Origin of the sequence: Metabacillus sediminilitoris, assembly GCF_009720625.1 — a bacterium.
Lineage (GTDB): Bacteria > Bacillota > Bacilli > Bacillales > Bacillaceae > Metabacillus > Metabacillus sediminilitoris.
In genome coordinates, this window is record NZ_CP046266.1 from 2,495,307 (window position 1) to 2,516,260 (window position 20,954).

The window sequence follows — 20,954 nt, forward strand, 5'->3', positions numbered from 1 at the left end:
GGCGCTTTCCTGTAATAAGGATAAAGTGCTTTTTTCCTTTTTAGGGCTAGATTGTTGAAAAATATCTAAGTGATTGTGGATGTTTGTGTTTAATCGGGGTGCTTTAATGAAAGAGGGCGTTGCATAAAACCCCACTTTTGTCCGTATAATGCTTGCCTTTTTACTCTTAAAGAAGTTATTGAAATAATTTATTCGAACTAAAATAAAAACGTAAAATACAATAACATCGAATAAAGAGGCAGAATTAGCAACATTAACTGGTATGAACAAAATGTACAAAAAGGACTTTTTGTTTATAATTTTTTTATTTTACAAAAGTTTTTTTGCATTGACGCTAATAATTCTCCGCGTTATTATTAGGATAGTAATGATAATCATTTTCATTTATAGCCTCAGATATGAATAAAGGATGGTCGAAAAAATGCAAAAGTCTAATAAAGTACGGAAATTTGGCGGAACATTGCTAATCCTGTTATTAACGATAATGATGGCCATAACAGGATGCAGTAACCCTCAAAAAAATACAGAAGGTGAGAAAACACAAGCTTCTACGGAAACACAAGAGCAAAAAATAAGAACGATTAAGCATGAAATGGGAGAAACAGAAATTAAAAATATTCCTAAAAAAATAGTTACACTAGAGCTATCTTTTGTTGATTCTTTAAATGCAATAGGAATTACCCCTATAGGAATTGCAGACGATAATAAAAAAGATATGATTTCAAAGCTTGTAGGCAGTTCAATAGATTATACTTCTGTAGGAACTCGTGAACAGCCTAGCTTAGAGGTTATTAGTTCTTTACAGCCAGATTTAATTATAGCAGATGCTGAGCGACACAATGCTATTTACAAAGACTTACAGAAGATTGCTCCGACTATCATTTTGAAAAGCCGCGAATCTACATATCAAGAAAACCTAGATTCTTTTAAAACGATTGCTGAAGCTGTAGATCAAAAAGATATTGCTAATAAAAGATTAACTGAGCATGAAAAAACAATTAATGAAATTAAATCAAAACTTAGCGTTGATGCAAATATGACCGTTTTACCTGCAGTTGTACGAGATACTTCATTCCAAGCCCATACTACTTCTTCCTATGACGGAGAATTGCTTGAATTATTGGGATTAAAGGTTGCGGTTGAGGATGAACAACCATATGCTGAAATGAACTTAGAACAGCTTGTTAAGATCAATCCTGATGTGCTGTTATTAGCCAACAATGAAGGAAAATTACTTACTGATGAGTGGAAGGAAAATCCACTTTGGAAAAATTTAAAAGCTGTAAAAAATGAACAAGTTTATAGCGTTGACAGAGATTTATGGACAAGATTTCGTGGGGTTGAATCCGCTGAAGCTATGGCGAATGACACTTTAAAAATGCTAAATGAAAAATAAAAATAACAAAAGAGAAGTAAGATATCCTGTCCTTACTTCTCTTTCTATTAGTCTTATATTTTGTTAGGAAGTGTGTTGTAGTTAATGAAAACTGTGGTTAAAAATAACGTAATAGTATATTGTACAGCAATAACTGCAATTATTTTATTAATTTCGGGAATAATCATCAGTATTTTGGTAGGAGCTGCAGATATAAATGTTGCTATGGTGCTGAAGTCTTTCTTCGAGATAAATCCATCAAAAGAAGATTTGATAATACAGACCCTTCGATTACCGCGTGCATTAATTGGAGCATTAGTTGGTGCTAATTTAGCGGTGGCAGGTGCTCTCATGCAGGCTATAACCCGGAATTCATTAGCATCTCCACAAGTATTTGGTGTGAACGCCGGTGCCTCATTTTTTATTGTCATGGCTTTCGCTTTTTTTCCTAACCTCTCTTCCACTTCACTCGTTTTCATAGCATTTATCGGTGCAGCTGTAGGAGGAATAACAGTCTATTCTTTTGCTTCTGGTGGAGGAATGACACATGTAAAATTAGCATTAGCTGGAATCACAGTACACTTACTATTATCTTCTTTAACTCAAAGTGTCATTATTTTTAATGAACAAGCAAAAGATGTACTGTATTGGTTAGTGGGTTCTATTAATGGAAAAACTTGGACGCATGTTCATATCATTCTTCCATGGTCACTTATCGGACTATTAGTAGCTCTATCGTTCTCTCGCTCTATTTCAATTCTTGTCTTAGGAGAATCTACTGCCAAAGGTCTTGGGCAAAAAGTAGATCGAATCCGCATTTTAGCAGGAATTTTAGTCATTATTTTAGCGGGATCTTCAGTTGCTGTAGCAGGTCCAGTTGGCTTTATTGGATTAATTGTTCCTCATATTGTTCGAAGACTTGTTGGTGGAGATTATCGAAGGATTATTCCTTTTTCCGCATTATTCGGGGCGTTACTCTTAGTATACTCAGATATTCTCGCTCGGTTTATTGCTTATCCTTTTGAGTCACCTGTTGGAATTGTAACAGCTCTTATCGGGGCGCCATTCTTCCTTTATTTAGCAAGGAAAGGAAGGAATATTAAACAATGAAGAATAACCATAAATTCATTCTGAAACCGAATCTCCATCCTAGCTTTATTCTTCTTACGTTATTGATCATCATGCTGATTTTATCAATAGTGAGTCTTGGTGTAGGGGCTGTATACATTTCACCTTTAGAAATTATTCAACATTTATTTGGAGAAGAGATACAAAGTCAATCATTTATACTGCACAATTATCGTATTCCGCGTATGATTATCGCTATCATTGTTGGAGCTGGGCTCGCAACAGCTGGAGCTATCTTACAAGGAATTCTTCGAAATCCGATGGCTTCACCTGATGTGATCGGAGTTACAAAAGGGGCCGGATTGGCTGCTGTTATCATAATTGTACTGTTCCCGATGGCGCCAATTATATTTCTTCCACTTTCTGCTTTTATTGGAGCAGCTTTGATTGCAACGATCTTGATGTTATATGTATATAGAAAAGGCGGTCACCCTAATACAATCGCTTTAGTAGGAATTGCACTAGGGGCAATATGCCAAGCAGGAATAGAGTATTTTATGATTAAGTTTCCAGACGATGTCAATATGACGCTTTTGTGGTTGACTGGAAGTCTTTGGGGAAGAGGATGGGATCAAGTCTTTATGTTGCTCCCATGTCTTATTGTTATCCCAATACTAATTGGATTAACTTCTAAATTGGATATACTTAATCTCGGTGACGATATTGCTACAGGTCTCGGTGAAAGATCGAAAGTTTTGAGATATATTTTACTTAGCATTTCAGTTGTTATAACTGGTGTATGTGTTGCCGCAGTGGGTTCTATCGGATTTATCGGTTTAATTGCTCCTCATATTGCTAGAAGAGTTGTAGGTTCTAAATTTAAAGTATTACTCCCTTCATCAGCTCTTTTTGGTGCTATTCTTCTACTAATTGCCGATAGTCTTGGTAGAGGATTATTTCCGCCAATAGAAATACCGGCCGGAATTGTTACAGCAGTAATTGGAGCACCATATTTTTTATATTTATTACGTAGTGAACGAAAAAAAGCATAAGAAAGGCGAGCATTTATGACAACATTATCAGCAGAGAAACTTTCTCTCTCATACGGATCAACTAAAATCCTTGATAATATCGACTTAGTCATTCCAAAAGGCAAGATTAGTGTCATTATAGGTTCTAATGGTTGTGGCAAATCTACCATTTTGCGGTCTTTAGCTAGATTATTAATCCCTCAAAAAGGTACGGTCTATTTAGATGGAAAAGCTATTCAACATCAATCTTTCAAAGAGGTTGCAAAAAAATTGGCGATTTTACCTCAAGGTCCGGAAGCTCCGGAAGATATCACAGTTAAAAACCTATGTTACTATGGTCGACATCCACATAAAGGTTTGTTTTCCAGACCAACTAAAGAGGATCATACGATTGTAGAACGTGCATTATCTGCAACGAAAATGACAGATTTTGTAGATCGCACATTGGATGAATTATCTGGAGGACAAAGGCAAAGAGCGTGGATTTCAATGGCTTTAGCACAAGACACAGACCTTTTATTATTAGATGAACCAACAACATATTTAGATTTAGCGCATCAAATTGAAATATTAGCATTATTACGCGATTTAAACTTAACTTATGGTCGAACGATTGTCATGGTTTTACATGATTTAAATCAAGCAGCACAATATGCTGATCATCTAATTAGCATTGTTAATGGAAGAATTTACGATGAAGGTCCACCAGAAAAAGTATTTACAAAAAACATGATTAAAGAAGTCTTTGGCTTAGAATGCTGTATAATTGAAAACCCTTTTGATCAAACACCACTTTGTATTCCCATTGGTTTATCTACAAAGTAGTTGTATTCTTAGAAAACGTGGCATTTCCTATTATACAGGTATTTAATACGATTTTACCTTGGGGAGAATTCCTTGTCGGGATCGGTTTATTGTTGGGGTGTTTCACAAAAACAGCCATCTTTATTGGTCTGGTTATGAATTTCTCTTATTTGTTTAGTGGTACTACAAGTACTAATCCTCTACTTGTTTAATTATCTATGTTTATCCTAGTTTCTGCTGCAATGCAGGAAGATATGATGTAGATTGTATGATTATACCAACTCTTAAAGAAAAGCTATTTGCTAAAAAACAAGAGACATAAAAGATGCTGCTTAAACTATAAAAAAACGAACAAACGCCATTCCCTGATTCGAGAAGTTTGCATTTTACGTTTTTATTTACTTCCGAAAAGCGACTTTATGTTGACTACATATCCCTTTGAAATCTTGTTCAACTAATACGCGATTTAGTTGAACAAGGAATTCCTTCTTTACTATCGAAATGATTAAAACATGGTTATATCTAGATAATTGATTTTCACTAACTGGGGCGTTAACCTAAGAGGATTAATGATCTTAAAGTTAGAGTTATTTATTGAGCTAACTTTTGATGGAATATAACATATCAACACTCAAAATTAGTTGAGTTAACTTAGAGAAAAATCCTGCAATAATATACTATATGCCTTTTAATTTTAAGATGTAATATTATATGAGAATATCTTTAAAGGAGTTTTCATCATGAATATTATATCTTTTTTAATCTATTGTTTTATTGTTACTTTTACACCAGGACCTACTAATATTGTCATATTATCCACAGTGCATTATTTTGGGGCAAAAAAGGCATGGAATATACATTTGGAGCAACTATTGCTTTTGGTATATTACTTGTTATTTCTGCTATGTTGAATACTGTCCTTATAGAGGTAATACCTAAAATTTTCATTGCCCGTAACTGAATGTGGTTTTGTTGATTTAACCCATTTAAATAAACACTTTAAAAGCGTTTATGGAACAACAGCATTTGAATATATGTCACATTTATAAATAGATTTAAAATAATGCGTGGGATAAAATTGTCATTAAAAGTAGGCGATATTATTACATTTGAACGGACTTTCACAACCGAAGATGTTGAATTGTTTACTAAGGTTTCAAGTGATGAAGGCTCTCACCATGTTACTCCTGATGAACAGGGAAGACTTGTAATACAGGGATTACTAACCGATATATTGCCGACAAAAATAGGCGTCAATAACAATGTACTCGCCCGTACAATAAATTTTGAGTTTTTAAGAACTGTATTTACTGGGGATACTATAATTTATACAGTAACTATTGATCAATTTGAAAAGCAGCATAATAGGACACGTATTACTGCCTCTTTTGTATGCGAAAACCAACGCGAAAAGGAAGTACTGAGAGGGGATTTTTTAGAAGTAATCCTATAAAATCTTCTTGAGCTATTCTGCAATAGCTTCTAAACGAACGATAGAGAACTTGAAAAATCTCCAATTTCTTTTTATTTAAATCTGTAAGGTTATATAGCCATTCCATTATGTACCGAATGATTGTCAACAGTTTTACTTAAACAAACGGGTGCGTAAGTTTAACAAGACATGTACGTATGATCTTCCACAATGGGCGTAATTCTGTAGGTATGAATTGCTCTCTATCTTTATTTAAGATCCAGATTATGGAGGAAAAAAAGGAGTTTTCAGGAGGAAAATAGAAAATAGAATATAGATAGAAAACCTGATAAGGAGGTTTATAAGTGGCAATATCGATAAAAGAAATCGATTAGATAAAGCTCCATTTAGTTACCAGGTTACCAAAAATAATACTGTTCATATCTATTATAATGGAATTCAAATAAAAATATTAAAAGGTAAAGATGCTGCAAAGATTTTAGAGAAAATTAATATGGCTTTAGATGAAAAGTCAGTGCAATTGATATTGGCAAAGATAACAGGAAATTTTAAAAGAGGAAATGAACGTAATGAGAACTTAAAAAAAAGGGAAATTCCCTAAACAAGCGATTCAACTAATGATGGCTTTTGTGTAGATTTACATGAAGCCATTATCTTTAAGGAGGAAGACATGGAAGTTTTTGCAAAATATTTAGCAGGTATCGATAACCCCGACCACCGCAACCGTACAGAGGAAATTTTGTCGTGGGTTACTAATAAATTCCCAAATTTGGAACCGCACATCAAGTGGAATACGCCAATGTTTTCCGATCACGGCACATATATCATCGGCTTTTCCACAGCGAAGCATCATTTGAGCGTTGCACCCGAAGAAGCAGGCATGGCACACTTTGCCGATGACATTGCACAAGCTGGCTACAGCGCTACCAAAGGCTTATTTCGAATTCGGTGGAATGAGCCGGTAAATTACGAATTGCTTGAGAAAATGATTGAATTTAAGATTCAAGATAAAGCAGAATATACGAAATTTTGGCGGGAATAATCCACATCACGCCTTTTCAAAAAAAGTATGACGCGAAAAATGTCATGCTTTTTTGCAACCCAAGTTAAGGCGCCAACAGCTCAGGTAGTAGAGATATGGAAACTCCCGTTAAAATACTTCCTCAACACCAATCAATGGATGATGAAAGTTTTCTACATACATATAAATTAGATAGATGTTAGCGAGTATGAAGAGGTTTTTAACTTTTTTTCATATATACTAGCTTAGTTAAAAATGCTGGATTTATTTAGCGAAAAATATAATAGAATATCAGGAAGTTGCTAGTTATAATGCCTTCTTGCCGGATAATCAAGCAAGCTTGCCAAGTGGGTCATGGAAAATGATTAAAGGTTGATGAATATTCAAGTAAAGCCAAAAAGTGACAGAAAGAATTGGAGAAACCGAGAATGATCATTCTTGACTGTCAGCTGATCGATAAATTGAAGAGGAGTGTTCCTTGATGACAAATAGGAGTATGAATCCTAAAGTTGATGAATTTTTAAGTAAAGCCACAAAGTGGAAGGAAGAATATGTCAAGTTGAGAAATATCGTTCTTGACTGTGAGCTTTCCGAAGAATTTAAGTGGATGCATCCTTGTTACACGTTTGAGAAAAAGAACATCGTTTTAATACATGGATTTAAAGAATATTGTGCACTTCTTTTTCACAAAGGTGCCTTGTTAAAGGATGCCCACGGGATTCTAATCCAACAAACGGAGAATGTACAGGCGGCGCGCCAGATTCGATTCACAAATGTTCAAGAAATAGTTGAAATGGAATCCGTCTTGAAAGCGTATATTTATGAAGCCATTGAAGTTGAAAAAGCCGGTTTGGAAGTAAATTTTAAAAAGGATAGAGAATTCACAATTCCTGAAGAACTTAAAAATAAATTCGATGAAATCCCTGCCTTGAAAACTGCTTTTGAAGCATTGACGCCGGGACGCCAAAGAGCATACATTCTTCATTTTTCGTCGCCCAAACAATCCAAAACACGAGAGTCAAGGGTTGAAAAATGTATACAGAAAATTCTGGGTGGAAAGGGATTAAATGATTGCACTTGTGGACTATCTCAAAAACTGCCCAACTGTGACGGCTCGCACAAGAACATTCGATAAGAAAATAAATGAATCAAACTTTAAGATATTCCCTTTCTTTGCGTTCATTCGAACTCTTCTTCGATCGAAGGAAATCATTTAAAATGGAAAAAACTAAAAAGTGATTCGTAGAGTCTAAGCAAACTAACGCATTACAGCTTAGAAAAGATAAATACTGCACACAAAAGTGTACCCTGTGGATTTTTGCTGAAAGGTACACTTTTCTTGAATTAACGCGTACAGGAGTTAAAGAATAAAATATGCTGCTGGGGCAGCCTTTTTTCTTTATCGTTCTTCAACTACCATGAAAATTAACTTCTGTTAGTTCCGGAAAATGGCAATACTTAATTAGACGCAGCTCACTCATTTTTTAAAAAAAGAGCAGGGCGCCTGATCAAGGTGTTTATGGACTATGAATATTGGATTAGGACGCTTCGGTAATTGTCACATTAAAACCTAAATTTTCTAGTCTCCGTACCGAATGGCGCACAATAGATACTTGTCTTTGTTTATCAAAATAATCTTCGCCTAAGTCAACATACATTTCTTTTCTGGTTAGAAGGTAATATGCGATTCGTAACATCGCGTGGGCGACTACAATTGCTGCCTTTTTCTTTCCTTTTCGTCCAGCTGTACGTCTATACAGTGCACCGAGATAGTTTTTTGACCCTCTAACTGATTGAGCTGCTTCTGTTAATGCGGATCTTAAATACTTATTTCCCTTCTTAGATCTGCTAGATTTTCTTTTACCTGCGCTCTCATTGTGTCCAGGAACCAAGGCTGCCCATGAACATAGATGTGCGGCAGTCGGGAATTGGTTTTCAACGTCCGTACCAATTTCAGCTAAGATTTGCTCAGCCATTCTAGTTGCGATACCAGGAATGGAATCGAGTCGTTCTATATCTTCCTGATAAGAGCTTACTCTTTGAGCTATCTCTTGATCCAACATTTCAATTTGCTCAGTTAGAAAATCAATGTGAGTTAAAATCGTTTTGAGCATTAAGCGTTGATGTGGGTTAACATAGCCCTGAAGTGCTAATTCAAGTTCTGCTTTTTTCTTTTTCATTGTACGACGAGTGAAGTTTGCTAGTTTCTCAGGATCATCCTCGCCGTCAGCGATAGCTCGAAGCATATCCTTCGAGGAAACCCCCATAATATCTGAAACGACAGAGCCTAGTTTGATATTGGCTCCTTCTAAAACTTTTTGAATTCGATTATGTTGTCTTGCACGTTCTTCGATAATACTGCGGCGATAACGGACAAGTTCCCTCAGCTCTCTTTGAATACGGTTTGGAATGAAACTCGCTTTGAGTAAACCATGGCGAAGAAGTTGGGCAATCCATTCGGCATCTTTAACATCCGTTTTACGTCCTGGAAGTGCCTTCATGTGTTGAGCATTTACAACTAAAAACTCGATTCCTTCGGACTCTAATAAGTTAACGATAGGTTTCCAATAAACACTCGTGCTTTCCATTGCGACATGAGTACAGTCATGTTCCTTAATCCAGTCGATTAACTTAAGCAGAAAAACTGTTTTGGTAGGAAACGTTTGAATCTCCTTTCCATCAGGTGTCATAATACATGCAGTGATATTGTCCTTATGAACATCCATACCACATGCTCTTTCAATGATTACATCCATTGAAATTCTTCCTTTCTAGGCTTGTAAATTGGAGGCTGGTGCAACAATCAGAATAAGGATTAATCTACCATGAGTGCTTCCCGTAAGGGAGCGACAGTTTGTGGTGCACCGTGGTCGTTGGAGTCAGACTAACGGATGGGCTCTAAGGCACCATAGTTTATCGACCTTCCTCTCCCAGCCTTAGAAGCAGTATGGACGGATTCAATACATTTTCATTCTTTGTGGTGAAGCGCCGATTTTGCGCTTCATGGATGGCTAACGGAGCAGGATAGTATAACAAAAATTCGATTTCTTTTTATAAGAAATCGAATTTTTTGTGCTTAAATATGGTATTTCTTTTGAAAGTTTATAAGCCTAACAAAAAATGTAAAAAAAATAAAATGTAATGTTGACATTACATTTCTTTCAGGATACTATTAATTTATGTAATGTATACGTTACATTTTAGGAAGGATGTAAACAATGAAGCATGGTGTTAGAAATTCAGTCAAAGAGTTTAGAAAAGAAAAAGGTATTACTCAAGACCAATTAGCCGAAAGTATCTCGGTAACGAGACAAACTATTATAGCTATTGAAAAACAACGTTATGAACCATCTATTGGTACAGCAATTAAATTAGCGAATGTGTTAGATTGTTCGCTAGATAAATTATTTTGGATTGAAGGAGATGTGTAAAATGAATGTTTCGTATAAGTCTAATTTTATTTTGAGAATGGGAATCCCCTTGTTTTTATTTGCAAGCTATTTCTTCTTATCACATTCTAAGTTAACCCTAATTATTGCCATTTTTGCATCTATTCAAGTCATTGCTTATGGTTTGAATATACATAGAAAAGGTAAATGGAATAAAATTAATCTACAACATGACCAACGTACTCGATATCACACATTATTTGCTGGGAATATCATGTATTTAATTACCATCTTTATATTATTTATTGGTGCGATTCTGATTCAAAACTCGATTATTTCTATAACATATCCAAAGCTCATAGGATATACTATTTTCATTACCTTGATTTTAAGGTGGATAATACGAGATTACCTAAATAACCGAGTTGAAACCGAAAATTAAGTGAGTTAAGTTGGAAATTATAATGATTAAAGACTTTAGTTTAATAACCATCTTCCACAATCGTTATTGTTGAATAAAACTTAGATGTTTAAACGACTTTATTATTATATTTTATAGTGTAGTGAAGGATCTTACATCAAAAATGAAACAAGCATAACCCCGTCCTAAATTTAGAGCGGGGTTATGCTTGTTTTTGCTTTTAAAATTAAATAACTCTATTATCATTTTACCCAATTTAGAAAATTACGTTGACACCTACGTGTAAAGCGCTTACAATAAAGCTAGACATTAGTTATTAGAGTTTATCAGTTATCTAGAAAATAAGAAAAAGCTGTTAGAATGGCATAGTCGTAATGGTCTCACACACTTCTTTTTTGCTCTCTGATGATTTAACTAAAACTGCCGGTGAAACTCGAGTAGTTGAATTAGAAGGGAGGAACAGAAAAAGAGTGTTCGATGGACTCTCAAAAGATAGCTGCAGGCAATGAGAAAGCAGCTGAGAAAAACAGACCCAGTACGAAGCATGCTTTATACCAAGAGGTAAGGTGCAAGTTAGAATTAGAAATTAATCACATATCATACGCCCATAGTATTTTAGTTAATAGGGGGCTATATCATGAAATCATTTTTAGTGATTTCATTGATATAGTCCCCTTTTCTATTGTGCCTTTACCTAACTAAAGGATATTGAAGGGAGACAAAAAAATGGTTACATTAACTGGTCAAACACTTACATTTGCTGAGGTACGAAAGGTCCTTTTTGACGGAGAAAAAGTTATTTACTCTGAAGAGAGCATGAGAAAAGTTCAAGAAAGCCGTAAAGCGGTTGAAAAAATCGTTGCTGAAGAAAGAGTTGTTTATGGCATTACAACAGGGTTTGGGAAATTTAGTGATGTCTTTATTGGGAAAGACGATGTAGAAGCACTGCAGTTGAATTTAATTCGTTCCCATGCATGCGGGGTTGGAGAACCTTTTCCAGAGGTCGTCTCACGTGCGATGATCCTGCTTCGAGCAAACGCATTACTTAAGGGTTTTTCGGGCGTACGTCCTGTTGTGATTGAAAGATTACTAGACTTAGTGAATGCCGGAATTCATCCAGTGATTCCACAACAAGGATCGCTTGGTGCAAGTGGAGATTTAGCTCCGCTCTCCCATTTGGCTCTTGTTTTAATCGGAGAAGGAGAGGTTTTTTATAAAGGGGAGAGAACATCAGCGATTCAAGCTTTAACGAAAGAAGCTATTTTTCCGATCACATTAACAGCAAAAGAAGGGTTGGCCCTCATTAATGGAACTCAAGCGATGACAGCAATGGGTGTCGTTGCCTATTTAGAAGCAGAAAAATTAGCTTATCAAACAGAACTGATCGCATCTGTGACAATTGAGGGATTACGTGGAATCATTGATGCCTTTGACGAGGATATTCAACTAGCTCGGGGATATCGCGAACAAGTCGAAGTGGCTAAGCGAATTCGTACTCATCTTTCTGACAGTTCATTAACAACAAAACAAGGGGAATTACGTGTTCAGGATGCTTACTCGATCCGTTGTATTCCCCAAGTACATGGAGCAACATGGCAGACATTAAACTATGTAAAAGAGAAATTGGAAATCGAAATGAATGCCGCTACAGATAATCCGTTAATATTCGATGATGGTGAAAAAGTATTATCTGGAGGTAACTTCCATGGACAGCCGATTGCATTTGCAATGGATTTCTTAGGCATAGCAATGGCAGAGCTGGCTAACATCTCAGAACGTCGAATTGAGCGTTTAGTAAATCCGCAATTGAATGACTTACCACCGTTTTTAAGTCCTGAACCAGGCTTACAGTCAGGTGCGATGATTATGCAGTATGTCGCAGCAGCACTTGTATCAGAAAATAAAACATTGGCACATCCAGCAAGTGTTGATTCCATCCCATCATCAGCAAATCAAGAAGATCATGTTAGCATGGGGACGATTGGAGCAAGACACGCCTATCAAATCATCACAAATACACGACAAGTTTTAGCCATTGAGGCAATTTGCGGAATGCAGGCAGCCGAAATTCGCGGCATCGAAAAAATGGCGAAAGCAACAAGCAGCTTTTTAGAAGAGGGTCGAAAGATTGTCCCATTTATTAGTGAGGATCGCGTATTTTCCAAGGATATTGAAGCTATGAATACTTGGTTAAAAGTGGGGATTTTCAACTTCAATACAAGTTTATCAAAAGAGCAAAAACTCTCGTAAACTAGTTTTTAAGGGAATAAGCTGCATTGGTGTTTATATTCGATGGCAGCCTGTTCCCTTTAAATATCGTTAACTGAAAATTTGAAACACTAATCATTTCAAAAAAGAAAGGATGATCAGATGTTAAGTTCAGTAGTGATTTCTGTCATTGTTATGTCTGTTTTGAGCCTACTCCGAGTGAATGTGATGTTTACGATTTTAATAGCCGCCGTTGTTGCCGGTTTGATGGAAGGTCTGTCACTGTCCGAATCGATGGATATGCTTATTTCCGGAATGGGTGGACAAGCCAATACGGCACTAAGTTATGTTTTGCTTGGAATATTTGCTGTTATGATAGGCTATTCAGGAATTACTGGATTTCTTGTGAAACGACTTGTAAGCGTTTTAAATGGGAAGCGTTCCATCTTATTGTTGACGATTGCTGCAGTCTCATGTTTATCGCAAAATATTGTTCCGATACATATTGCGTTTATTCCCATTTTAATTCCGCCTTTGCTCCATTTGTTTGATAAACTGAAGATCGATCGTAGAGGTGTCGCTTCAGCATTAACGTTTGGGTTAGAGGCGCCATATATTATGATTCCAGCCGGATTTGGGCTAATATTCCATGGGATCATTGCCGATGAAATGAAAGCGAGCGGTATGGATATCCCTATTTCATCTGTCGCACACGCTATGTTCATACCAGGTCTTGGCATGATTGTTGGGCTTTTGGTCGCCATTTTTATTTCTTATCGAAAGGATCGTGAACAGCCTTTTAGTGATCAAGGGGTTATGAATGAGGTAGCTGCATCACAAGAAATGGAATTGAAATTTTCAACACGTCATTTCTTCACGATTGTGGCAATTATCGGTGTTCTAATCGTACAGCTAGTATCCAGTTCACTTGCTTTGGGAGCGCTTACAGGTATTATTCTTATGTTTTTGTTCACGGTTGTCCCATATAAAGAGGGAGAAAAGGTGATCAATGAAGGGATTAATATGATGGGCATGATTGCATTCGTGATGTTAGTCGCTTCTGGATATGCAACGATTTTGAAGGAGACTGGTGCTGTTGAGGAACTTGTAAAATCCTCAACCGGAATCTTGGGGGAAAGTAAACTTATTATTGCTGTTGGGATGCTTCTCATTGGTCTATTGATTACGATGGCTACTGGCTCTTCATTTGGGACAATCCCGATTATTGCTGCTTTGTTTGTCCCAATCTGCGCAACAGTTGGTTTTTCTCCATTAGCGACTGCCGCATTAATCGGTACTGCTGGTGCACTTGGGGATGCAGGATCACCGGCATCAGACAGCACGCTTGGTCCGACCGCAGGGTTAAACGCAGATGGAAAACACCATCATATTTGGGACACATGTGTTCCAACGTTTCTGCATTATAATATCCCGCTCTTTATTTTTGGTGTTATCGCTGCAATGGTTCTTTAACGAAATCAAGGAAGATTGCCCTAAAAAAGTGCAAGGCACTTTTTAGGGCAGCCAATCATATTAATCAATCAAAGAAATTTGTTCCAACCAAGGAGTTATGTTCACTAAAAAACCTCCGAGTTCTTTGCCTTAACTCTTGTGGAGATCTTGAGAATTTGTCTTTTTGAATCACTTCCTTAATTTAATTGTTTTTCGATTTGTTGAATCTAGTGTTTTGGAGGGTGACTAATCACCGATATTAGAATATCCAAAGATTAGAAGCGCCAGCTTTCTAAATAAAAGGCAGGTATAATATCCGTGATAAAAAAGTGGACCCTCTTTTAGAAATAATGGCGACTAATATAAATCCGATATAGAGCAAGGAAAATATCAACCTTTTAGATATATTTATTAACCAAATGAATAACTTGTTGAACTAGCAGGTGCTTTACTTCAATTAGAAGTAAAGCTTTTTTCTTCAACTAAAGACGCAGGTAAGCGGAAGAATGCAATTAAACTTATGTTCAACAATCGTGCCAGATTGTGGAGCAACTCCTTTATAAAATTAGTACAGATTGTTTTTACTTTAGCTAGATACTTACGGTCAATTGCTTGAGGTGCTCTTTCAAACCAACCGTGCTTAATCATTAAATTTGCAGCATCTCCATCAAATCCAAATGAGAGATGTAAAGTGTTTAATCTTGAAGCAGAAAAAACCACTTAGAGTGGTTTTTTAATCACGCATTGCTCCTGCTTCTCTGGAAGTCATTGCTCCTTGTCCTTCGCTTACATCTTTTTGAATTTCTTGTTTTACTTTTTGTGCATCTGTTCCGGCAAATTCTGGTTTCATAATAGAACCCAAATTCTCTTTAGCTTGTTGATCCTGTTGCATACAAGCCCTCCTCAATTTATTATTTAACAATCTTATTATTTACAAAAAAACACTCGGTATATCCCGAGGATTTAAGCGAATTTTACTTAAAGTAAAGAGGGGCTTTAATTGAGTGATCGTCATCGACGGTAATGCTATATATATCTTATAGTAAGATGGGTGAAGGGGAGCAAATATAGGCTTAGTTCAGTGGGTTGACAGTTTCATTCTTGTCAGTTTAATAAGAATAGTGTTTTAATATAAATTCTAAAATCCACTTAAATTCACGCTAAATTTTAATAAATAGTAGAAGCTAGTATTTACGATTTAGTGTTTTTAGAGTTTAACTGTTGTAGTAAGACTTCTAGACCTAATCGAACCAATTTTTCCAAAAGTTGGCTCGACACCGAAAATAAAGAGAAAAATTTTTAATATAAATTATAAAAAACAAAAATATTAAAAATGTGTTGATATAAATTATAAAATAATCATTAATTTATAATAAAATTTTTAGAATATTCATATAAAATGAAAATAATTCAACTGGTAGGTAAAAATGAAAGCGGCAACAAATGATAAAATTATAGGTTGAAGGTACAGATTTTCAAACTAAAGAAAGGCAAGGACGACAGCGTGTGGAATAAGGATGGTATTATTCAAGGCGTAGGTATTAAAGTAAAAGGATTACGTGTAATGGCACAGGGATTTGGTCATGTTGGTGGCTATCTTGCCAAATATTTTTTTTATCCGGTTTACAAACAATACTAGGTAAAAGGTGGAATTTCTATGTCATTGGAAGTGAAAAAAGAGAATGGTGTGGAAATAGCAGCACACTCACAACAAAAAACACGTAAAGGTGTATTTTGGCCGGCTTTTCTTATTGTAGGAGGAGGAGCAGTTCTAGGAATCGTTAACAATAAAATGTTAGCTGACATTTCCATGAACGGATTTATAGCGTCATTAAGAGGGCTTGGATGGCTCTATCAAATCATATCCATTGTGGCGTTAGTAATTGTTGGCCTCGTAACATTTTCAAAGATAGGTAAAGTTCGTTTGGGCGGGGAAGACGCTAAACCTAAGTATTCGTTTGGTTCTTGGTTTGCGATGGCACTATCAGGTGGAATTGCAACAGGGCTCATAACATATGGAGTGAATGAACCGATCATTTACTTTGGCAATATTTATGGTGAAATGAATCAAACCGGAGTGAAACCGGGAACGCCCCTTGCAGCAATCTTTGCCATGGGGCGCAGTTTTTACAATTGGTCTTTCATACCATACGCAATGTATTCATTGAGTGGTCTAGTCGTTGCCTATATGTATTTTAATCGCAAGAAATCATTGTCTGTAACCTCAACGTTAATTCCATTGTTTGGTGATAAAGTGACGAAAGGGATTTGGTCAAGTATAATCGACACATTATCCGTGTTAGCCATCGCATTAGGGTTAGCATCTTCGCTAGGAGCAGGACTAGCATTGGTTGGTTCGGGTATCGAGGCGACATACGGTATCCAACAAGGGCCGATCGTGTGGCTCGTGTTAACGTTAGTGATTACGGCAATGTTTACACTATCCTCTTTAAAAGGATTAGATAAAGGAATTCGATTTTTATCAGATTTCAATGCAAAAGTATTTTATATCATTCTCATTGCACTCATTATTATCGGTCCAACATTATTTATCTTTCGAACATCCACCGCTGGTTTAGGATACTGGCTGCAGAACTTTTGGCAATGGGGACTTGATCCAATTGATTTAGGTGGAGAAGCTCTTGTTATGTGGTGGACATTGTACGACTGGGCGATTTGGATTGCTTATGCTCCGCTAATGGGTATCTTTTTTGCCGTCATCTCACACGGCCGCACGATTCGTGAATTTATGATTGTTAACTGGATTTTACCTTCAGTATTCAGTATTATTTGGTTCGGTATTTGGGGTGGAACGGCGCTGCACTGGCAACAGAACAACGTTGTCGATTTAGTGGGTACAATCAAAGAGAGCGGGGCAATGGCAGCTTTGTGGTCATTTTTAGCCAATCTGCCTTTAGGCGCAGTCATTATTCCTATTATCATGTTTTCGCTCATTCTTTCTTTTTCTACAGGTGCTGATGCAATGGTACGTACAATTTCTTCTTTATGTACTGTAAACATTCAACATGACGAAGAGCCTGCAAATTGGAAAAAACTTCTTTGGGCACTTTCTATTGGGATTATAGCTTTCGTAATGGTCGCTTTCGCTGGAGGGGCACAAGGGGTCGATGGTGTAAAGTATCTAGCAGCACTTGGCGGCTCATCCATCCTATTTGTTTTCGTGTTGCAAGTCGTGTCTGCGATTAAAATGTTCTTCATTGATAAAATTGAAAAGTAAGTAAGTGAGGAGAAAAAACATGCATGCCAAAGATAATAAAAAAGTAACCCTTGGTGATCCGATTAGTCTCGAAGAATTTGTGGCAGTTGCACGATTTGGTGCCTTGGTTGAATTTTCCGATGTCTACCGAAGGCGGGTAGAAATGTCTAGTCAACTCGTTGAAAAGCGGATAAAAGAAGGAAAGGTAATGTACGGAGTCAATACTGGTTTCGGTGCTCTTTCTACAGAGTTGATATCCCAGGAAGAAACGGCTCAATTACAACGGAATATCCTTCTATCCCATGCTACGTCAGTAGGAGAACCGCTAACGGAGGAAGAAGTGAGGGCTACGATACTTATGGTCTTGCAAAATTTGGGACAAGGGTATTCGGGGGTGCGAATCGAAACTTTGGAGATGTATCGACAGTTTTTAAATAACCGCCTGACCCCCTTTGCTCCCCGGGAAGGTTCTGTCGGCTATTTATGCACGGAAGCTCATATAGCGCTTGTACTGATTGGTGAAGGGATGGCGTATGTGAACGGAGAGCTCCTACCTGCGAAGGAAGCTTTAGGCAGAGTTGGCATGGAGCCGCTTGTGCTTTCAGCAAAGGAGGGACTGGCGCTTATCAGCGGGACAACAAGCCCGACAGGCATTGGAGCATTAGCATTGTTTGATATGTTAAAGGCGGCTACAGTCGCCGATATTATCGGAGCAATGACTCTAGAAGTGTTAAAAGGAACTACAAATGCTTTTGACGACCGGTTGATGAGCGTTCGGCCACATGAGGATCAAAGAAATACCGCATTTAACATTCGAAAAATGTTAAGCGACTCCATGATTGCAAAGAAGTTCGTCGATTATCGATTACAGGATGCGTTATCTTTGCGTGCTCTTCCACAGCTGCACGGAGCCGCAAAGAAAACGCTTCAGGACGCGTTGAAAACGATCGAAATTGAGATAAATTCATGTTGTGATAACCCAATTTTATGGCCAGACGAGGAAAACGGCGGAGCAATATCGGGATGTAATTGTGATTCATCGTATGTGGGAATCGAGTTAGATTCTGCATGTATTGCCGCCACAGCAATTGCCAAGATGTCAGAAAGGCGTAATAATCGCCTCATCAATGGTCAGCTTTCCGGCTATCCTTCTTTTCTCATCCATAAAGCGGGGCTCAACTCTGGACTGATGATTCCGCAATACACACAAGCAGGTCTTTTAAATGATATGAAAATATTATCCCATCCGGCTACGGTAGATAGTATTCCAACCTGTGCTGACCAGGAAGATTATGTAGCAATGGGATACAATGCTGCTAAAAAAGCGCGTGAGGTGGCTAGTAAGCTTGAATATGTGTTAGCCATTGAACTGTTATCTATATATTGTGCCCATCAGTTCGTGGAAAGCGATTTATTACCGGGTTCTGCCACAAGAGCTGTTTTAACCCGAATTGCTCACTCTGTACCAAAAATGGAGGAGGACACATACCTTTATCCTCATTTACAAACGTTAAGGGAGATCATTCATTCTGGCGAAATCATCGATCTTGTAGAAGATACGATTGGAAAACTACTTTAGGACCGATTGGGGGTTCCTTAAGGGGCAGCGTCTAGGAAAATGCGGATTTACAATGGTAAAAGTTTTCCATCATACAAATCCCGATTTATCTTTTGAAAAAAATGATAAAATCGGGATTTGTTTTTTTCTAATGCTCACCGAACTATATGATACTAAACTACAAATCCTTTTCTTTGATTCTAAAAAGGGTATTCACAATGTTTTAAACTGTCCTGGTGTAAAAACATTCACTAGAAACACAGGGCCATTCTGTACTTTCGAATTCGAGGATTAACAAGCTAATAAACAGTTTATGGATGAATTCTTTTTGATCCTGGGCAGACTTTACCTGTTGGTGATGATGTACCTGCGAGGTATACAATACACATGGTAGTTGTTGTCTAGGAAATGTTACAAAGATCATTAATCAATTATCATAGGAGGACTATAGGGGGTATTGTGAAGATATTAGAGAAATGATTGGAAATGCACCACTGATAATAGTACGACCAAGCGTAGCCATTATCAATAATAAAGGAGAAATTTTATTGTACAGTTATTCAGGTGCATCTTGGGGAATTCCAGGTGGGATATTGCAGATAAATGAGACAGTTGAGAATTGCATTAAAAGAAATGTAAAAGAAGATTTAGGTTTAATTTTAAATTCTCTACATTTATTTGGTGTCTATTCTGGTCAGGATTTAAATACAAAACCTGAGAACGGTGAAGATGAATATCATACTGTTGCAATAGGTTATTTATGTACAGACTATGCAGGAGTATTAACACCTGATGAGAATCAGGAAATAGAAGCTGAATTTTTCAAATTAGACCAATTACCTGATCATACAGATTCTTTTATTAAAAATAAGTTGGTTGAATTAAAGGAGAATCTTAAAATAGGTTAAAGCAAAGGTTGTTTTTAATTTTGCTTAAGGGCAGGTTTGTTGAAAAAGAACCATCAAAATATTATATTTAGACAAATATGTCTCGTTGTCTAAATAAATTTACAACGGCAATATGGAATTAGGGTGATTTTAAATGAAAAAGACTTCTCCAAAACTACCGTTAACATCCGAAGAAAAATTAAATTTAAGAAGATGTAAAGTAAAATTAAGTGAGATTGCTGATATGGATGTCTCTTCATTATCCAAGTGTCTAAAAACTTCTTCCGAACGTGCCAAATATCTTCGAGCTTTAGCTCAATTTCAATCCATACCTTCTATTGGATCAAAGTTGGCTCAATGGGTAACTGAATTGGAATTTTATTCTCTTGAAGAGATTAAAAATGAAGACGGTGCTAAATTAACTGATAAATTGGAAGAACGATTCGGATATTGGGAAGACCCCTGTGTGGAAGATTCTTTGCGTTGCATAGTTTATCACGCAAATTATCCTGATAGCGATAAGAGTTGGTGGTATTTTACAGATGAGAGGAAACAGTATCGTGAGCAATATGGGTATCCTGCTACAAGACCTACAACTCCTTGGTATGAAAAGAAGCCAAAAAATGAATAGAGTATTAGTATTATAAAATCTGAATTTCTTTATCTAAAGGAATTTGAAAGTGTTGAACACTTTAAGGAAGAACTGTCGAAGTATATAGAATGCTATAACCATAAACGAATTAAAGGCAAAATTAAAAGGTATGAGCCCGGTTCAATACCGAGTACATGCCCTACAAGCCGCTTAAAACAAAAAATCTGTCTAACTTTATGGGTTCACTTCAAATCATAAATGAACCCATATTTTAAATTAACTATGGCCTTTGGTGATATGCGGTGAACCCTATCACAAGTAAAAAAGTTTGTTCAGATAAACCAAGTAAACTACATTAATAAAATCCAGTATTAATGCCTGCTGCAAAGTATCTGCACACATAAAAAACCTCTATCTTATTGGTAATCAAACGTAACCAAACTGAAAGCAATTGCCATATTCGAAATTGATTTTATTATATTCCAAATTGAATTACTCT

At 36.7% G+C, this 20,954-nt stretch carries 19 protein-coding genes and 3 pseudogenes; 20 read left to right on the forward strand and 2 right to left on the reverse strand.

Translation table 11 applies throughout. The annotated features are described in order from the left end of the window. Positions 1–421: 421 nt before the first annotated feature. From GMB29_RS11860 to GMB29_RS11900, 10 genes and pseudogenes are all read left to right on the forward strand, one after another. Positions 422–1,396, forward strand: a complete 975-nt coding sequence (locus GMB29_RS11860) for an ABC transporter substrate-binding protein (RefSeq protein WP_227551671.1) — start codon at positions 422–424, stop codon at positions 1,394–1,396. Between the two features lie 84 nt (positions 1,397–1,480). Then, positions 1,481–2,485: a FecCD family ABC transporter permease gene (locus GMB29_RS11865; protein WP_136358778.1), complete on the forward strand. Its 1,005-nt coding sequence runs from the start codon at positions 1,481–1,483 to the stop codon at positions 2,483–2,485. After that, entirely contained in the window at positions 2,482–3,495 is a 1,014-nt protein-coding gene (locus GMB29_RS11870) for a FecCD family ABC transporter permease (protein WP_136358776.1), read from the forward strand. Before GMB29_RS11865 ends, GMB29_RS11870 begins: the two co-directional genes overlap by 4 nt. 15 nt (positions 3,496–3,510) lie before the next feature. Next, complete coding sequence (locus GMB29_RS11875) at positions 3,511–4,299, forward strand: ABC transporter ATP-binding protein (RefSeq protein ID WP_136358774.1); 789 nt, start codon at positions 3,511–3,513, stop codon at positions 4,297–4,299. A gap of 719 nt (positions 4,300–5,018) precedes the next feature. After that, positions 5,019–5,227, forward strand: a pseudogene (locus GMB29_RS27385) (LysE family translocator); the annotation flags it as partial. Positions 5,228–5,231: 4 nt separating this feature from the next. After that, positions 5,232–5,327, forward strand: a pseudogene (locus GMB29_RS27390) (AraC family transcriptional regulator); the annotation flags it as partial. A 29-nt stretch (positions 5,328–5,356) separates the two neighbouring features. Further along, complete coding sequence (locus GMB29_RS11890) at positions 5,357–5,731, forward strand: hotdog family protein (RefSeq protein ID WP_136358772.1); 375 nt, start codon at positions 5,357–5,359, stop codon at positions 5,729–5,731. A gap of 319 nt (positions 5,732–6,050) precedes the next feature. Beyond that, positions 6,051–6,311, forward strand: coding sequence for a hypothetical protein (locus tag GMB29_RS27395; RefSeq protein ID WP_136358806.1), 261 nt, complete (start codon positions 6,051–6,053; stop codon positions 6,309–6,311). A gap of 69 nt (positions 6,312–6,380) precedes the next feature. Beyond that, positions 6,381–6,752, forward strand: a complete 372-nt coding sequence (locus GMB29_RS11895; protein WP_136358770.1) for an iron chaperone — start codon at positions 6,381–6,383, stop codon at positions 6,750–6,752. 460 nt (positions 6,753–7,212) lie between these two features. Next, positions 7,213–7,866 carry a DUF1801 domain-containing protein gene (locus GMB29_RS11900; RefSeq protein ID WP_136358768.1) on the forward strand — a complete coding sequence of 218 codons (654 nt, stop codon included), beginning with the start codon at positions 7,213–7,215 and terminating at the stop codon, positions 7,864–7,866. A gap of 403 nt (positions 7,867–8,269) precedes the next feature. On the opposite strand, the gene GMB29_RS11905 is transcribed toward GMB29_RS11900, so the two are convergent. Then, positions 8,270–9,487 (reverse strand): IS110 family RNA-guided transposase, encoded by a 1,218-nt coding sequence (locus GMB29_RS11905; RefSeq protein ID WP_155443890.1) that lies wholly within the window; start codon positions 9,485–9,487, stop codon positions 8,270–8,272. A gap of 462 nt (positions 9,488–9,949) precedes the next feature. Between GMB29_RS11905 and GMB29_RS11910 the strand changes: the two genes are divergently transcribed. The 4 genes from GMB29_RS11910 (at position 9,950) to GMB29_RS11925 (ending at position 14,222) form a co-directional block, all read left to right on the forward strand. Beyond that, positions 9,950–10,162, forward strand: coding sequence for a helix-turn-helix transcriptional regulator (locus tag GMB29_RS11910; RefSeq protein ID WP_136358701.1), 213 nt, complete (start codon positions 9,950–9,952; stop codon positions 10,160–10,162). Between the two features lies 1 nt (position 10,163). After that, positions 10,164–10,562: a hypothetical protein gene (locus GMB29_RS11915; RefSeq protein WP_136358703.1), complete on the forward strand. Its 399-nt coding sequence runs from the start codon at positions 10,164–10,166 to the stop codon at positions 10,560–10,562. A gap of 705 nt (positions 10,563–11,267) precedes the next feature. Continuing rightward, on the forward strand, positions 11,268–12,791 hold the full coding sequence (gene hutH, locus GMB29_RS11920; protein ID WP_136358705.1) for a histidine ammonia-lyase: 1,524 nt from the start codon (positions 11,268–11,270) through the stop codon (positions 12,789–12,791). A gap of 120 nt (positions 12,792–12,911) precedes the next feature. Beyond that, positions 12,912–14,222, forward strand: coding sequence for a Na+/H+ antiporter family protein (locus GMB29_RS11925; protein ID WP_136358707.1), 1,311 nt, complete (start codon positions 12,912–12,914; stop codon positions 14,220–14,222). A gap of 712 nt (positions 14,223–14,934) precedes the next feature. Here the strand turns inward: GMB29_RS11925 and GMB29_RS27010 are convergent. Next, positions 14,935–15,093 carry a hypothetical protein gene (locus GMB29_RS27010; RefSeq protein WP_162878778.1) on the reverse strand — a complete coding sequence of 53 codons (159 nt, stop codon included), beginning with the start codon at positions 15,091–15,093 and terminating at the stop codon, positions 14,935–14,937. A 612-nt stretch (positions 15,094–15,705) separates the two neighbouring features. Here GMB29_RS27010 and GMB29_RS27680 point away from each other — a divergent pair. The 6 genes and pseudogenes from GMB29_RS27680 to GMB29_RS11950 all read left to right on the forward strand — a co-directional run. Next, positions 15,706–15,840, forward strand: coding sequence for a hypothetical protein (locus tag GMB29_RS27680; protein WP_264766601.1), 135 nt, complete (start codon positions 15,706–15,708; stop codon positions 15,838–15,840). An 18-nt stretch (positions 15,841–15,858) separates the two neighbouring features. Then, the gene (locus GMB29_RS11930; protein ID WP_136358711.1) at positions 15,859–17,439 is read left to right on the forward strand and encodes a BCCT family transporter; all 1,581 of its coding nucleotides are present in this window, start codon (positions 15,859–15,861) and stop codon (positions 17,437–17,439) included. Between the two features lie 19 nt (positions 17,440–17,458). Continuing rightward, positions 17,459–18,997: an HAL/PAL/TAL family ammonia-lyase gene (locus GMB29_RS11935; protein ID WP_136358713.1), complete on the forward strand. Its 1,539-nt coding sequence runs from the start codon at positions 17,459–17,461 to the stop codon at positions 18,995–18,997. Positions 18,998–19,452: 455 nt separating this feature from the next. Next, entirely contained in the window at positions 19,453–19,884 is a 432-nt protein-coding gene (locus tag GMB29_RS11940) for an NUDIX domain-containing protein (protein ID WP_136358715.1), read from the forward strand. 133 nt (positions 19,885–20,017) lie between these two features. After that, positions 20,018–20,494: a helix-hairpin-helix domain-containing protein gene (locus tag GMB29_RS11945; RefSeq protein ID WP_136358717.1), complete on the forward strand. Its 477-nt coding sequence runs from the start codon at positions 20,018–20,020 to the stop codon at positions 20,492–20,494. Positions 20,495–20,503: 9 nt separating this feature from the next. Continuing rightward, positions 20,504–20,669: pseudogene (locus GMB29_RS11950) on the forward strand (IS3 family transposase); the annotation flags it as partial. Between the last annotated feature and the right edge of the window lie 285 nt (positions 20,670–20,954).